General features: G+C 63.8%; 13 protein-coding genes. 7 read left to right on the plus strand and 6 right to left on the minus strand.

Annotated features, from left to right (window positions below; all coding sequences use genetic code 11):
- Positions 1-22 precede the first annotated feature (22 nt).
- From K420_RS21065 to K420_RS0109965, 6 genes are all read left to right on the plus strand, one after another.
- On the plus strand, positions 23-1,783 hold the full coding sequence (locus K420_RS21065) for a putative bifunctional diguanylate cyclase/phosphodiesterase (RefSeq protein ID WP_035854697.1): 1,761 nt from the start codon (positions 23-25) through the stop codon (positions 1,781-1,783).
- A 4-nt stretch (positions 1,784-1,787) separates the two neighbouring features.
- Positions 1,788-1,994 carry a heavy-metal-associated domain-containing protein gene (locus K420_RS0109945; protein WP_027457924.1) on the plus strand — a complete coding sequence of 69 codons (207 nt, stop codon included), beginning with the start codon at positions 1,788-1,790 and terminating at the stop codon, positions 1,992-1,994.
- A 32-nt stretch (positions 1,995-2,026) separates the two neighbouring features.
- Positions 2,027-3,073: a selenide, water dikinase SelD gene (gene selD, locus K420_RS0109950; RefSeq protein ID WP_027457925.1), complete on the plus strand. Its 1,047-nt coding sequence runs from the start codon at positions 2,027-2,029 to the stop codon at positions 3,071-3,073.
- 386 nt (positions 3,074-3,459) lie between these two features.
- Positions 3,460-5,622, plus strand: a complete 2,163-nt coding sequence (locus K420_RS0109955) for a TonB-dependent receptor (RefSeq protein ID WP_232422757.1) — start codon at positions 3,460-3,462, stop codon at positions 5,620-5,622.
- Between the two features lie 101 nt (positions 5,623-5,723).
- Positions 5,724-6,737 carry a Fe(3+) ABC transporter substrate-binding protein gene (locus tag K420_RS0109960; protein ID WP_027457927.1) on the plus strand — a complete coding sequence of 338 codons (1,014 nt, stop codon included), beginning with the start codon at positions 5,724-5,726 and terminating at the stop codon, positions 6,735-6,737.
- On the plus strand, positions 6,737-7,879 hold the full coding sequence (locus K420_RS0109965) for a DUF1513 domain-containing protein (RefSeq protein ID WP_051453059.1): 1,143 nt from the start codon (positions 6,737-6,739) through the stop codon (positions 7,877-7,879). The genes K420_RS0109960 and K420_RS0109965 overlap by 1 nt, the downstream gene beginning before the upstream one ends.
- 51 nt (positions 7,880-7,930) lie before the next feature.
- Here K420_RS0109965 and K420_RS0109970 read toward each other — a convergent pair whose 3' ends face one another.
- The 6 genes from K420_RS0109970 to K420_RS0109995 form a co-directional block, all read right to left on the minus strand.
- Positions 7,931-8,905 (minus strand): catalase family peroxidase, encoded by a 975-nt coding sequence (locus tag K420_RS0109970; protein ID WP_027457929.1) that lies wholly within the window; start codon positions 8,903-8,905, stop codon positions 7,931-7,933.
- Positions 8,906-9,101: 196 nt separating this feature from the next.
- Positions 9,102-9,305 (minus strand): (2Fe-2S)-binding protein, encoded by a 204-nt coding sequence (locus tag K420_RS0109975; protein WP_027457930.1) that lies wholly within the window; start codon positions 9,303-9,305, stop codon positions 9,102-9,104.
- Between the two features lie 97 nt (positions 9,306-9,402).
- Positions 9,403-10,665 carry an HD-GYP domain-containing protein gene (locus K420_RS0109980; RefSeq protein ID WP_051453060.1) on the minus strand — a complete coding sequence of 421 codons (1,263 nt, stop codon included), beginning with the start codon at positions 10,663-10,665 and terminating at the stop codon, positions 9,403-9,405.
- A 142-nt stretch (positions 10,666-10,807) separates the two neighbouring features.
- A complete protein-coding gene (bfr, locus tag K420_RS0109985) occupies positions 10,808-11,290 on the minus strand; it encodes a bacterioferritin (RefSeq protein WP_027457932.1) in 483 nt (160 codons plus the stop codon).
- A gap of 12 nt (positions 11,291-11,302) precedes the next feature.
- Positions 11,303-11,785, minus strand: a complete 483-nt coding sequence (bfr, locus tag K420_RS0109990; protein WP_027457933.1) for a bacterioferritin — start codon at positions 11,783-11,785, stop codon at positions 11,303-11,305.
- Between the two features lie 133 nt (positions 11,786-11,918).
- Positions 11,919-13,154, minus strand: coding sequence for an MFS transporter (locus tag K420_RS0109995; protein ID WP_035854699.1), 1,236 nt, complete (start codon positions 13,152-13,154; stop codon positions 11,919-11,921).
- A gap of 98 nt (positions 13,155-13,252) precedes the next feature.
- Between K420_RS0109995 and K420_RS0110000 the strand changes: the two genes are divergently transcribed.
- On the plus strand, positions 13,253-13,900 hold the full coding sequence (locus K420_RS0110000; RefSeq protein ID WP_027457935.1) for an HD domain-containing protein: 648 nt from the start codon (positions 13,253-13,255) through the stop codon (positions 13,898-13,900).
- The last annotated feature ends 103 nt before the right edge of the window (positions 13,901-14,003 follow it).

Consider the following 14,003-nt stretch of genomic DNA (forward strand, 5'->3'; position numbering starts at 1 on the left):
GCCGGATGATCACGGGGTTTTGATGGCCGAAAAGCTGGAAGAACGATTACAAAAAGGGGAGCGGGCTGCCGCGGGCGGCCCCCAGTCAGCAGATGGCACGGTGACGATGAGCGATCAGGAGACAATGTTCCGGACGACGATGGCGGCCGCCCAGGTCGGCATCTTTGTCCTGCAGGACCAGCGCTTCAGATTCGTCAATCCCTTCCTGGCCGGGCTGCTCGGCTATGCCGAGGAGGAGTTGATCGGCCGCATGGGGCCGCTCGATGTCGTCGCTCCCGAATATCACGGCATTGTGGTCGAGAACATGGCCCGGCGGGCGGCAGGCGTGGCTGGCCATGCCTACGAACTGGTCATCGTGCGCAAGGATGGCTCCCGCTTCCCGGCCACCGTGCTCGGCGCCGCCGCGCTCATTGACGGGCGCCCGGCATCGGTTGGCACCCTGCTCGACATTTCCACACAGAAGGCAGCCGAACAGCGCATCCGGGAACTGGCCGACTACGACGTGCTGACCGGCCTTCCCAACCGTCGCCTGCTGCAGGAGCGTTTCGCGCAGCTGCTGGCCGCCGCCGAGCGCGACCAGGAAGAGCTGGCCGTCATCTTTCTCGATCTCGATCATTTCAAACGGGTGAACGATTCGCTCGGGCACAGTGTCGGCGACGAACTGCTGTGCGAAGTCGCCCGTCGCCTAGGTAGCGTGGTGCGTCGGGTCGATACGCTGGCCCGCCTGGGGGGCGACGAATTCATCTTCGCCATGCCGGGCTTCCATAGCGCCGCGGCAGCCGATGTAGCGCGCCGCCTGCTGCAGGTTTTTGCCCGCCCCTTCGAGATCGCTGGCCATGAGCTGACGGTCACGCCGTCGCTCGGCGTCAGCATCTACCCGCACGATGGCGAAGACCTGGAAACGCTGCTGCGCAATGCCGATACGGCGATGTACCAGGCCAAGGAAGTCGGCCGCAATGCTTTCCAGTTCTATTCGAGCGAAATGAATTCCAAGTCGCTCGATCGCCTGCTGATGGAGAGCAACCTGCGCCGTGCCTTGCAGCAGAATGAATTCGTGCTGCATTACCAGCCCCTGGTCAATCTGCAGAGCGGCCTGATCGTCGGTGTCGAGGCCCTGATCCGCTGGCAGCATCCGGAACTCGGGTTGATCATGCCGGACCGCTTCATCCACGTGGCCGAGGAAACCGGCCTGATCAACCCGATCGGCGACTGGGTATTGTGCGAGGCCAGCCGGCAGGCCCAGGCCTGGTGCGACAGCGGTTTGCCGGCGGTGGTCATGGCGGTGAACGTCGCGCCGGTGCAGTTCCGGCAGTCCGGTTTCATCGAGGTGGTGGCCGGGGCGCTCGCCACTTCCGGGCTCGATGCCGGTCGGCTGGAACTGGAACTGACCGAACGCACGGTGATGCACGATGCCGACGTCAATATGGGCACGCTGTCCGCCCTGCATCGTATGGGCGTCGAGTTGTCGCTCGACGATTTCGGCACCGGCTATTCGTCGCTCGCCTACCTGAAGCGTTTCCCGGTCGGCAAGCTGAAGATCGACCGGTCCTTCGTGAACGACCTGGAAACCGATCCCGACGACTGGGCGATTGCCTCGACCATCGTCAGCATGGGACGCAGCCTGCGCATGACGGTGCTGGCCGAAGGCGTGGAAACGACCGAACAACTGGCGTTATTGCGTAAAATGGGTTGCGACATGGCGCAGGGCTATCTGTTCAGCCGTCCGGTGTTGGCCGAGGCGATGGCCGACCTGCTGCGCCGCCAACCCTTCGTCAACAGGTGACAGCATGGAAAGTACGGTAATCAAGATCGGCGGCATGAGCTGCCAGGGCTGCGTCAAGAACATCAGCGGTGTGCTCGGCGCGCTGCCCGGCGTTGCATCGGCCGAAGTCTCGCTTGATGCAGCCGAAGCGCAGGTGGCGTTCGACCCGCAAGTGATTGCTCGGGCGGCCTTGCTCGAAGCCATCGAAGACGCCGGCTTCGACGCCGAATAAATCCCCATCACGTTTCATCCGAGAGAACAGTCGTGTCCGAACCCGCCGTTCGCCTGACCCAGCTTTCCCATGGCGGGGGCTGTGGTTGCAAGATCGCGCCCGCCATCCTGCAAAAAATCCTGGCCGGTTCTGCGCCGGGCATCCTGCCGCCACAACTCCTGGTCGGTACCGAAACCAGCGACGATGCGGCGGTCTACCAGATCAATCCGCAGCAGGCGATTGTCGCGACGACGGACTTCTTCATGCCCATCGTCGACGATCCGCACGATTTCGGCCGTATCGCGGCAACCAACGCCATTTCCGACGTTTATGCCATGGGCGGCACACCGCTGTTCGCGTTGGCCCTGGTCGGCATGCCGGTCAATGTGCTGCCGCTGGAAACCATCGGCAAGATCCTGCAGGGCGGCGAGGATGTCTGCCGGGCGGCCGGTATCCCGATTGCCGGCGGACATACGATCGACTCGGTGGAGCCGATCTATGGCCTGGTTGCCATCGGCATCGTCAATCCAGCCCACCTGAAGCGCAATGCCGACGCCCGGGCCGGCGACAAGCTGATTCTCGGCAAGCCGCTCGGCGTCGGCGTCTACAGCGCCGCGCTGAAGAAGGATCAACTGCACGGCAGCGATTACGACGCGATGATTGCCGCTACCACGCAGCTGAACACGCCGGGGCCGCTGCTCGCCTGCCTCGATGGCGTGCATGCAGTGACCGACGTCACCGGGTTCGGCCTGGCCGGGCACCTGCTCGAAGTGTGCAAAGGCAGCCGGCTGCGCGCCCGGGTGAATTTTGCCGATCTACCGCTCCTGCCGCGTGCCCGGGAATTTGTCGAAGCCGGCTATCTGACCGGTGCCTCCGGCCGCAACTGGGCCAGCTACGGCGAAGCCGTCAGGCTGGCCGAGGGGCTGGATGCCACGGCGCGAACCCTGCTGACCGACCCGCAAACCTCGGGGGGGCTGCTCGTTTCCTGCTCGCCGGACACGGTTACCGAAGTGCTGTCCCTCTTCCTGCAGCACGGTTTCTCGCAGGTCTCGGTGATTGGCGAGATGAGCGAAGGCGAGCCGGGTATCGATATCCGCTGATCGGCTCATCCGATCGACCGGAAGACAATCGGTCAAGCATTGGTCACTGCCGGGGTGCTGACGAAAACAAGCAGGGCTTGTCACGCGGCGCCGAGCCGGTGTCATTCGCCTTTCGCCGGGTAACCCTGTCCTTTCTTCTGCGCTTGTGGTGTTGAACGCCGCCGTTTGGGATCGCTGGCGAGCGAGCCCTATCGTGTGTCCCGGTTCTGTATGCAGTTGTTTCCGATTTGTAAATACGATATATTCGCATTATCGTTATCGTCGGGCCGGGTTCTGGTGCAGTTCCCTCCTGTTGCCACCCCGGCCGCTGACCTGACGAGTACAAACCGGCAAGCCAGCCTTCATGCCAGCCAGCCATCCCCGACTGACAACAAGAAGGTTTGCCTGTGAAAAAACAAGATCAAGCGGGCGCGCACGCCCGCGCTCTGGACGGTTTCACCCCTCTATTTGGCGCCGAGCGCCCGGCTGCTCGTCGCCTTCCCGCCCGTGCTGCCGTCCTGGCGGCCTGCCTCGGTGTGGCCAATGGTGCGCTGGCGGAAGCTGAAAAAACCCTTTCCTCGGTCACCGTGACAGCCAATCAGGAGCAGCAGGACGGCTATCGCGCCACCAAGACCCGCGTCGGCAAGGTGGTGCAGGACCCGCACGACGTACCGCAGGCGATCACGACCGTGACCCGGGCGTTGATCGAGGAACAGGAAGCCAACTCGCTGCGTGAAGCGCTGCGCAACGTTTCCGGCCTGACCTTCAATGCAGCCGAAGGCGGACGGGCTGGCGACAACATGAATCTGCGCGGTTTCTATACCTTCGGTGACATGTATCTCGACGGTATCCGCGATACGGCGCAGTACAACCGCGAAGTCTTCAACCTGGAGCAAATCGATGTGCTGCGCGGCGCCGCGGCGATGCTGTTCGGCCGCGGTCAGGCCGGCGGCGTCATCAACCAGGTCAGCAAGACGCCGATGCTGTATGGCATCAACAAGGTGGGCGTCGGGGTCGGTACCGATGGTTTCCGTGAGATCAAGGCTGACCTGAACCAGCGTCTGGCTGATACCACCGCGCTGCGCCTCAACGTCATGAATCGCGATGAGGGGAGTGCGCGCAGCAATCCCTACACCGGCACCGAGCCGGAAATCCACCGCATGGGCTTCGCGCCGAGCATCGCCTTCGGCCTCGGCACCAACCATGAGGTCACGCTCAGTCACCTGTGGGTCAAGACGCAGGATCGCCCGGACTACGGCATCCCGTTCGTCAACAAGCGTCCGAACGAAGCCATGGCCAAGGCCGGCAACTACTACGGCGTGGACGGCAACTTCGACGACAGCGAAACGAATGTCTCGACCCTGAACTACCTGTTCAAGATTTCGCCGGATACCCAGTGGCGCACCGTATTGCGGGCGGCCAACTACAAGCGCGCTTACTGGGCGGTGGCTGGCCAGGGAACATTGACGGCCAACAGCACGCAGCAACAGGCCAAGACACGTCAATTCGATACCAACAACTATGTGCTGCAGAGCGATCTGAACACCGCCTTCAACCTGCTCGGCATGCGTCATGAGCTGGTTACCGGCGTCGAATATCTGAACGAGGATTCCATCCGCTGGGCGCTGCGCAATCTGGGTACGGCCAGCAATCCGCTCTACAAGCCTGGCCAGTTCACCACGGGGGCGCCGGCGACCTACAAGGGCGAGACCTACAGCGCCTATGTGCAGGATACCCTCGAGTTTATTCCGGACTGGAAGCTGACGCTCGGTGTGCGCCGCGACATCATGCGTTCGGAGTATTTCACCAACGCTGCGTTCAGCGGCAATTTCAGCGAGAACAGCTACCGTGCCGGCCTGTCTTGGCAGCCGACGGCAGCCCAGCATTACTACGCCGGCTGGAGCGATTCCTTCAGCCCGACGGCCGACCTCTATCAGCTTTCCGGCAGCCAGTATCCGGCCGAACGGTCCAAGGTGATCGAGCTGGGCAGCAAGTGGCTGCTCGCCGATGGCAACGTTTCCCTGCGCACCTCGCTGTATCGCGCCGTCAAGGACTGGGAGCGTAATACCGACTTGGAATCCACCGCGACCATCCTGACCCGCAAGCGCCAGTCGGACGGTATCGAGCTGGAAGTGGCCGGCCGGATCACCGACAAGTGGGAGGTGTTCAGCGGCGTTTCCTACATTCATGCGGAGATTCGCGAGGTCGCGCCGGGCAACGGCAACCCCAACTTCATCGGCCAGGCGCCGCGCAACACGCCGAGGAAGACCTTCAACTTGTGGACGACCTACCAGTTGCCGTATGGCTTCAAGGTCGGCGGCGGGATGGAGTACAAGAGCCGGCGCTATGGCGGTTCGCCGACCGGAACGGCGGCATTCAACCCGAACTGGGTGGACTCCTATACCCGTTGGGATGCCATGGTGTCGTATGACCAGCCGAAGTACACGGTCAAGTTCAACGTCCAGAACATCTTCGACAAGGTGTACTACGACGCGCTGTATGACAACGGCGGCTTCACCGTACCCGGCCAGGCCCGTCGCTTCATCCTGAGTACCGAGTACAAGTTCTGATCTCCTGGCAAAGCCCCGCCCAGCTGGCGGGGCTTCTGCAATTCCGGTCGGCTGTCGCGCGAGGCGGCGGCCTTCTTCTCTCAACCAATCGACGAATCGCCATGAAAAAGACACTCACTGTCCTGTCGCTCGCCCTGCTCGCCGTGACGGCAGCCCAGGCCCAGGAAAAGGTTCTCAACCTTTACTCGGCCCGCCATTACCAGACCGACGAGCGCCTGTACGAGAATTTCACCCAGCAGACCGGCATCAAGATCAACCGGATCGAAGGCAAGGAAGACGAACTGATGGAGCGTCTGCGCAACGAAGGCGCCAACAGCCCGGCTGACGTGTTCATCACGGTCGACGCGACGCGCCTGGCAGTGGCCGACAGCTATGGCCTGTTCGCACCGGTCAAGTCGAAGCTGCTGGAGAGCCGCATCCCGGCACACCTGCACACTGACACCTGGTTCGCATTCTCGACGCGGGCCCGGGTCATCATCTACAACCGCAGTGCGGTCAAGGCGGAAGACGTGGCGACCTACGCGTCGCTGGCCGACCCGAAACTGAAGGGCAAGGTGTGCAGCCGCTCCGGCGCCCACCCCTACAACCTGTCGCTGGTCGCCTCGTTGATTGCGCACGATGGCGAGGCGAAGACCGAGGAATGGGCCAAGGGCGTCGTTGCCAACTTCGCCCGGGCGCCGAAGGGCGGCGATACCGACCAGATCAAATCGGTAGCCGCCGGCGAGTGCGGCGTCGCGGTGTCGAATACTTACTACCTGGCCCGCCTGATCCGCTCCGACAAGGTTGAGGACCGCCGCATGATGGAGCGGGTCGGCATCGTCTGGCCCAACCAGGCCAATCGCGGCACGCACATCAACATTTCCGGTGCCGGCATGGTCAAGACCGCGAAGAATCCGGAAGCCGCCGTCAAGTTCCTCGAATACCTGGCGAGCGACGAGGCGCAGCGCTATTTCGCCGATGGCAACAACGAGTGGCCGGTGGTGCCGAGTGTCGCCACCAATAACCCGGCGCTGGAAGCGATGGGCAAGTTCAAGGCGGATGAGCTGCCGATCGGCAACCTGGCCAGGAATGTCGCGGCCGCGCAGAAACTGCTCGACCGCGCGGGGTATCGCTGATGAAACCAGGCCTGCAGCGTCGGGATTTCCTCAAGCTGGCCGGCGCCTGCGGCCTGCTCGCCCAGGGCGGCCTGGCCCTGGCGGCCGGCGAACGGGAGCCGCACAGCGCCCGTATCGCCGCCGCCTGGCGCGGCCCGAACCCGACCGATACCTACTACGCTGGCACCCTGCTCGCCGACTGGGGGCGCAAGAAACTTGAGATCCTCTCGGCTGTTCCCCTGCCGACCCGGCCGCATGGCCTGCTGCCCGAGCTGGACGGCAGCCTGCTGGTGGCCGGTGTGCGGCCCGGCACCTGGCTGCTGCGTATCGACCCGGAAGGCAAAGTCGCCCGCCAACTGGATATCGACGCCTCGGCCGACGTGCTGCTCAATGGCCATGCCATTCACAACGCGACGGGCGACCTCGTGTTCACGACGGAAACCGACTTTGCCTCGGGGCGCGGCCGAATCGGCGTGCGCGACCGGGCAACGCTGAAGAAGCTCGACGAATGGGAGAGCGGCGGCCTTGAACCGCATCAGTTGCTGCTTGATGCGAACGGGCATCTGGTCATCGCCAACGGCGGCATTCCACGCAACCGGGCCGACAAGAAATTCGACCTGCCGCGCATGGATTCCTCGCTCGTTCGCCTGGACGGCCGCACTGGCAAACTGTTGCGCCAGTGGAAGCTGGACGACAGCCGCCTCAGCCTGCGCCACCTGGCGTGGAGCATGGCGCCGGATGGCGAGCGGCGGCTGGGCATCGCCATGCAGGCCGAGCACGGCGATGCGGCCCAGCGCAGCCGGGCGCCCGTGCTGGCCGTGCTGGAGGGCGATGCGTTGATCGTGCCGACGCGGGCCAACGATGGCTTTGGATACGGTGGCGATCTGGCGGCCGCCTACAACGGCGGTTTCGTCGTTTCCAGCAACCAGGCGGGCTTGGCCCAGCTCTGGCATCCGGGCGCGCCGGAAAAACTGACGCCGGTCGTTGAGTTGCAGGAAGCCTATGCCATGGCCGAATGGTCAGGCCCCCAGCCGGGCGGCGGCGTGCTGGTCGCGACGGCGCTCGGCCTGGTGCGCTGGCACCCGGTCGCCAAGCCGGTGTTCCTGGCCTGGCCGAAGCCGATGGCACTGGACAACCACTGGGTGCTGGTCAGCGAAGCCTGATCGGGCCTGGCGGCATGCTGAAACGGGAGCCCGGTCGGCTCCCGTTTTTCCTTATTGCCCGCTCAGCCGTTGGCCGAAGGAGACGGCATAGACCGGGGAGCGCATGCGCAGGATGGGATCGTTGCCGGCCGAGAAGCCGGCGCTCATCACGTTGGGGTCGAAGTTGATCGGCGTGCAGGCCTCGCCGCCTGACTGGCGGATGCTCAGGGTGCCGATCTTGAGGACCGGCCGGGCTGCCGGCCAGGGGCGGGACGGGTCATCATCGCTATCTTCCGCTTCGCCGAAAACCATGATCCAGTCGAAGCGCACCGGCCCCTGGCGCAAGCGCTCAGCCAGCCGCTGCGCCAGGAAGTCGGCGGGGGCCTCGGCCATTTCGGCGGTGCTCAGGCCTTTTTCTCTGTCCTGGGGCTGCAGGTGCCAGCGCACCTTGCGCTTTTCCCCCTGGCGGGTTTCCAGGTAGAACGTGTGCAGGCCATGATAGGTGGCCGTGGCGTAGCTCCAGGGGGGCGGGTTGCTGGCCAGCCACTCGGCCTGGGGCCGGGTGTCCGGATGTGCTGCCCGGTAGGCAGCCACCCGTTCAGCATCGGGTTTGCCTTCCGGGCCCGGCCGTTGTGCCCGCAACAGGCCGAGGAAGCTGTCCGGGTCCTTGGCGCCGAAGACCGGCGTCGTCAGCGTGGCGATGTGGTGCAGGCTGCCGTCCGGCAGTTGGAACTGGGCCGCCAGACCGCGTGGCGAGCGGGTGTTGTCGGGAACGTGCGGATTGCCACCGGCCATCGAGAAGCGCAGTTGGGCCGGGATCGCCTGGCCGGAGAACAGCGGGCCGGCAAAGCGCTGGTGGGCCAGTTCGCTGGCCACGAACTCACCCTCGGCGCAGACCCCCTTGGCGTGACCCTTGCGGACCCCCTTGTGCTCGCCGCTCAGGGCGCGGAAGGCGTCGATGAAATCAATCGGGGTGGCGGCCGGCGTCTGGGCGGCCAGGGGCAGGCTCAGGCTGGCGAGAGCCAGGGCGAGGGTAGGACGAATCATGCTCAACTCCTGAAAGGGGCGGGCCCGACGGGCCTCGTCCAGGTGTCGGAGAGGGACGAGGACCGGCTGGGGCGGATAGCGCGGTTAGTTAAGACCCGCGAATCGCTCCGGCGTTCAGGGAGCGTTACAGAAAGGCAGGCGGGAAAGGGCCTGGCCCAGGAGAACGGTCGGGCGATCCCGACCGGATGGCGCGGAGTCAGGCGGCGCGGCGCATGGCTGACGAAGTCTTGCCTTGCGTGGCGTGGGCTTCGCGCAGGCATTCGTGGGCACAGGTGGCACAGCGGCCGCAGTCGCGGGTGACGCCCAGCTCGCGGCGCAAATCCTTCAGCGTGCGGGCGCCACTTTGCGCGGCTTCGCGAATTTGCCGGTCGGTAACAGCCTGGCAGACACATACGTACATGAACGATCTCCGCTGATTGCGATAATGAGAACTGTTCCTATTTTATGTGAATGAGAATGGCTGTCAATAGCATTTGCGTATGAATTTCGCGCCGGGTTCAGTGGGGCAGGTTGGGGCGAGCGGCCGCCATGGCCGGGACTATCCACTGTCGGGCGACGGCAACGATTTCCCCATCCAGCCGACCGTCGGCGACCAGTTTGTCGAGGAAGGCAACGACCTCGGCAGCGCTCAGGCCCTGGCGGTACGGCCGGTCCTGGGCCATGGCCTGGAAGATGTCTGCGACGCGCAGGATGCGTGCTTCGAGCGGCATGGCCTCGGCGCTGAGCCGGAAGGGGTAACCGGAACCGTCCGGTTCCTCATGGTGGTAGGCGGCCCAGCGTGAGATCTCTTCGAAGCCGTCAATATTGCGCAGGATCTGGAAGGTTTCGAAGCTGTGGGCATTGATGATCATGCGCTCGTCCGGATCGAGTTTGGCGGGTTTGTCGAGGATTTCGTCCGGCACGCGCAGTTTGCCCAGATCGTGCAGCAGGCCGGCAATTTCCAGCTTGTCGCAGTTGCTCGCGGAAACCCCCATTTTTTCGGCGAGCAGGCGTGACAGGCGGGCGACGCCGAGGGAATGTTCGGCAGTGAACGGGCTTTTGGCATCGACGATGCAGGAGAAGATGGTGGCCAGGTGCTTTAACTCCTCGAAACTGGCCAGGCAGCGTTCGCCCCGGAGCAGCATGTCCTGCAGGTAACACTGGATCGAACGCGGCTCGAGTAGTAGCCAGAAAGCCTCGGAGCGGGAGGCGGCGAGGAAGCCGTCGACCAGTTCGGGGTCGAAGTAGGTGCCGGCCCGCTGGCGGATTTGCTCGCGGATGGCGTCCTTGTGCAGCAGCATCGTGTTACTGGCGTAGTAGGGGGCGGTCAGGGCATCGACCCGGTCGACCAGCAGGATCAGGTTGGCCTGACGGGCAACCCAGGGATCGACCCCGGTAGCCAGCAATTTGTCCCAGCGCGTGTGGTGGTAACGGATCGGCTCGGCCATGGTGGCCAGGGGCTTGAATCCGGCAAGCAGCCGGTGACCGACGATGGCGTGGTCCTGCGAACCGGCCCAGTCGAATTCGCCGACCAGGTGCTGATGGACGTGGGTCGAGGAAACGCCGATGTCGTGCAGCAGGCCGAGATCGAACAGGAAGGTGGTTGCCGTGTCGTCCAGGCCCATCTGACGGGCGCATTCGGCCGCCATGATGCCGACCCGTTTGCCATGGGCGACGTCGTCAATGCCGACGAGGTCGAGGGCGTCGGACAGGGCGTAGATGACATGCCGCAGGTCGGCCTGGACTTCTGCCGGGGCAGGGGAGGTGATGGGGGCGCGCATGATTGTTGTCCTTGTTCTGGCCGGCGGCAGGGGCACGGTTGTTACACAAATATAGTAAAAAACTAAAAAACAACAAGCCTGGTTTCGGGCGCAAAAAAAGCCGCAAGGTCGTTTGCGGCTTTTCCGGAAGTCGGGACTGGCCTCAATCGCCACCCGGCTCCATGTGGGCCTGCAGGTAATTCGGCAGGGTCACGTTCTCGATCAGCGATTGCTGCGTTTCCAGCCAGTCGATGGCCTTCTCGCAGCCTTCCAGCAACTCGGTCAGCAGGTCGCGGCTGACGTAATCCTGGGTTTCCTCGCACAGGGCGATGGCCTCGATCAATAACGGGCGCTGGATGGTCTGCTCGTATTTCAGGTCGCCCTGCAGGCATTCGACGACGTTCTCTCCGATCAGCAGCTTGCCGAGGTTCTGCAGGTTGGGCAGGCCTTCGAGGAAGAGTACGCGCTCGATCAGTTCGTCGGCTTCCTTCATGACGCGGATCGACTGCTTGTACTGGTAGTCGTTGAGCTTTTCCAGGCCCCAGTTGCGGAACATGCGGGCATGCAGGAAATACTGGTTGATTGCCGTCAGCTCGTTCTTCAGCACCTTGTTTAGGGCTTCGATAACCTTCTTGTCGCCTTTCATCGTCGCCGCTCCTTAAACCGGGGTCGAGCCCATCTGGCTCTGCTGGTAGTTTTCCAGGCCGACCAGTTCGATCAGCTTGAGCTGCTTTTCCAGGAAGTAGGCGTGGTCCATCTCGGTATCGTCGAGCTGCGCCACCAGCATCTCGCGGGTGACATAGTCCTGGGCCTTCTCGCAGGCGGCGATGGCCTTCTTCAGCTCACCATCAACCTTGTATTCGACAGCCAGGTCGGACTTCAGCATGTCCGGCACGGTCTTGCCGATCTTCAGGCCTTCCCGCTGGGAGAGGTCCGGCTTGCCTTCGAGGAACAGGATGCGTTGGATGATGGCGCGGGCATGCTGGCGCTCGTGATCGGATTCGTGGAGGCTCTTCTCGGCCAGCTGGTTGAGACCCATGTCAGCGTACATCTCACCGTGGATCAAGTATTGGTCAACGGCGGTCAGCTCACCGGCCAGCAAGGCATTGAGGATGTCGATGATTTTCTTGTCGCCCTTCATGGCTTTTCTCCGGAGGTTCAAATGGGAACGGGCTGGCTGGCGACCTCGGCTGGCTTGCCCGGGGCGCTATTGTAGGTCGGCTCGTTGATCGTTTGAACGACGGGAAATGGAAAAGTTCTTTAATTACAGCTAATTACGAACGGTTCTCATTACCTGGGCGCGCCACTTGCCCGTGCATCACGATGCGGGCCGCGAACCCGATTGCCAGCAGGTTGGCGCCGACCGCGACATAGCCGACCAGCGGGTAGCCGACGATCCGGCCACTGCCATCGAGCGAGGTCAGGAAGCCGGCCAGCGTGGTGGCCAGCCCCATGGCCAGCGATTGCACGGTGCCGTTCAGCGACATGAAGGTGCCGCGCAGCTTGGGTTGGGCCGATGAGGCGATGACGGCCATGGCCGGGATCATGCGGCCGGAGGTGAGGACGAAAAAGCTGGTGGTGCAGATCAGCCACAGCGCGAGCGGCAGGGGGCCGGCGTGGGTGACGGCGAGCAGGGGCAGCGTGGCAAGCAGCGCGACCCGGCGGTACACCTCGATCTTGCCGTATCGGTCGGCCCAGTGCCCGATCAGGCGGGCGCTGATGAAGGTGGCCGTGCCGCCGACCAGATAGACGAGGGGAATGTCGGCCTGGGCGATGCCGACATTGTTCACCGCATAGACGGTGATGTAGGGAATGACCGTGAAGCCCGAAAAGATGATCAGTGCCGAGAACAGCAAGGCGCGCAGGTGGTTGGCGTCGGCCAGGACGCTGAACGTTGCCGACAGCAGGTGGGGCCGTTTTTCCTCACCCAGGTGATGGCGCAGTTCCGGCAGGAAGCGCAGGCCGACGATGATGAACAGCACGCAGAGCAGGGCGATCAGCACGAACGGCGCCCGCCAGCCGAGATGATTGGCCAGCCACAGCGACAGGGGCACGCCGGCAATCGTCGATAGCGAAAAGGCGCTGGATACCACACCGCTGGCCCGGGCGCGCCGGGCGAAGGGAATGGCGTCGCCGATCATGGTGTGGATCAGCGCACCCATGATGCCGCCGAAGACGCCGGCCAGGCCGCGGGCGACAATCAGGGTGGCAAAGCTGGGTGCCAGGCCGCAGGCCAGCGTCGCCAGCCCGAACAGGGCGAAACAGCTGAGCAGAACGCGCTTGCGTTCGAACAGGTCGACGAAGGTGGCGGCCAATATGCCGGAGACAGCGGCGCTGAAACTATAGGAGGCTACCAGCAGGCCGAATTCGTGGGTGCCGATGGTAAAGGCCTGCATCAGGATCGGGCCGAGCGGCATCATGATCATGAAATCGAGCACGTGGCTGAACTGGATGCCGGCCAGCGTCAGCAGGAAGAAGCGTTCGGCGCGGGGAGGGAGCGGGCTGGTCATGATTGAGAGGTGAGTGGGGGCGACAAGGATACGCGCCGGGCTGCCGGCCGGTACACTGCACGTCCTTTCAATCCGGCGACAGGCCAGAGGAAAACCCCATGCAAAACTTGGTCGACCGCGTTGCCGCCCATATCAAGGCCCGATTTCTGGCCGAAAGTTCCGGCCATGACTGGCACCACATCAACCGGGTCTGGCAGCTGACGCGCCGGATCGCCGCCCAGGAAGGCGCCGATAGCCAAATTGCCGAACTCGGCGCGCTGGTGCACGACATCGCCGACTGGAAATTCCACGGCGGTGACGACAGCGTCGGGCCGCGCGAGGCGGAAGCGCTGTTGCGCCGTGAGGGGGCAACGGAAGCAGTCATTGCGGCGGTGGTCGACATCGTTGCCACCATTTCCTACAAGGGCGCCGGCGTGACGACCGCGATGCGGACGCTGGAAGGCCGGTGCGTGCAGGATGCGGATCGCCTCGATGCCATCGGCGCCATCGGTGTCGCCCGTTGCTTCGCCTACGGCGGCCATGCCGGCCGCCTGATGCATGATCCCGACGAGGTGCCGGTCCTGCACCAGACGGCGGCTGCCTACAAGGCCTCGAAAGGCGCCAGCCTCAACCACTTCTACGAAAAGCTGTTCCTGCTCAAGGACCGCATGAACACGCCGACCGGCCGCGCCTTGGCCGAGCCGCGTCATCGCTTCATGGAAGCGTTCGTGGCGCAGTTTCTTGAGGAATGGAACGTGTCGGCTTGAGGCTGCGGCAAGGCATCCGGGGCAAGCCCGCGACGGGATGCGACGAATCCACGAACCAACGTCGGCATCGGCACTCCAACGCCTGTGATCAAGGTGGTTCCGC

Origin of the sequence: Dechloromonas agitata is5, assembly GCF_000519045.1 — a bacterium.
Lineage (GTDB): Bacteria > Pseudomonadota > Gammaproteobacteria > Burkholderiales > Rhodocyclaceae > Azonexus > Azonexus agitatus.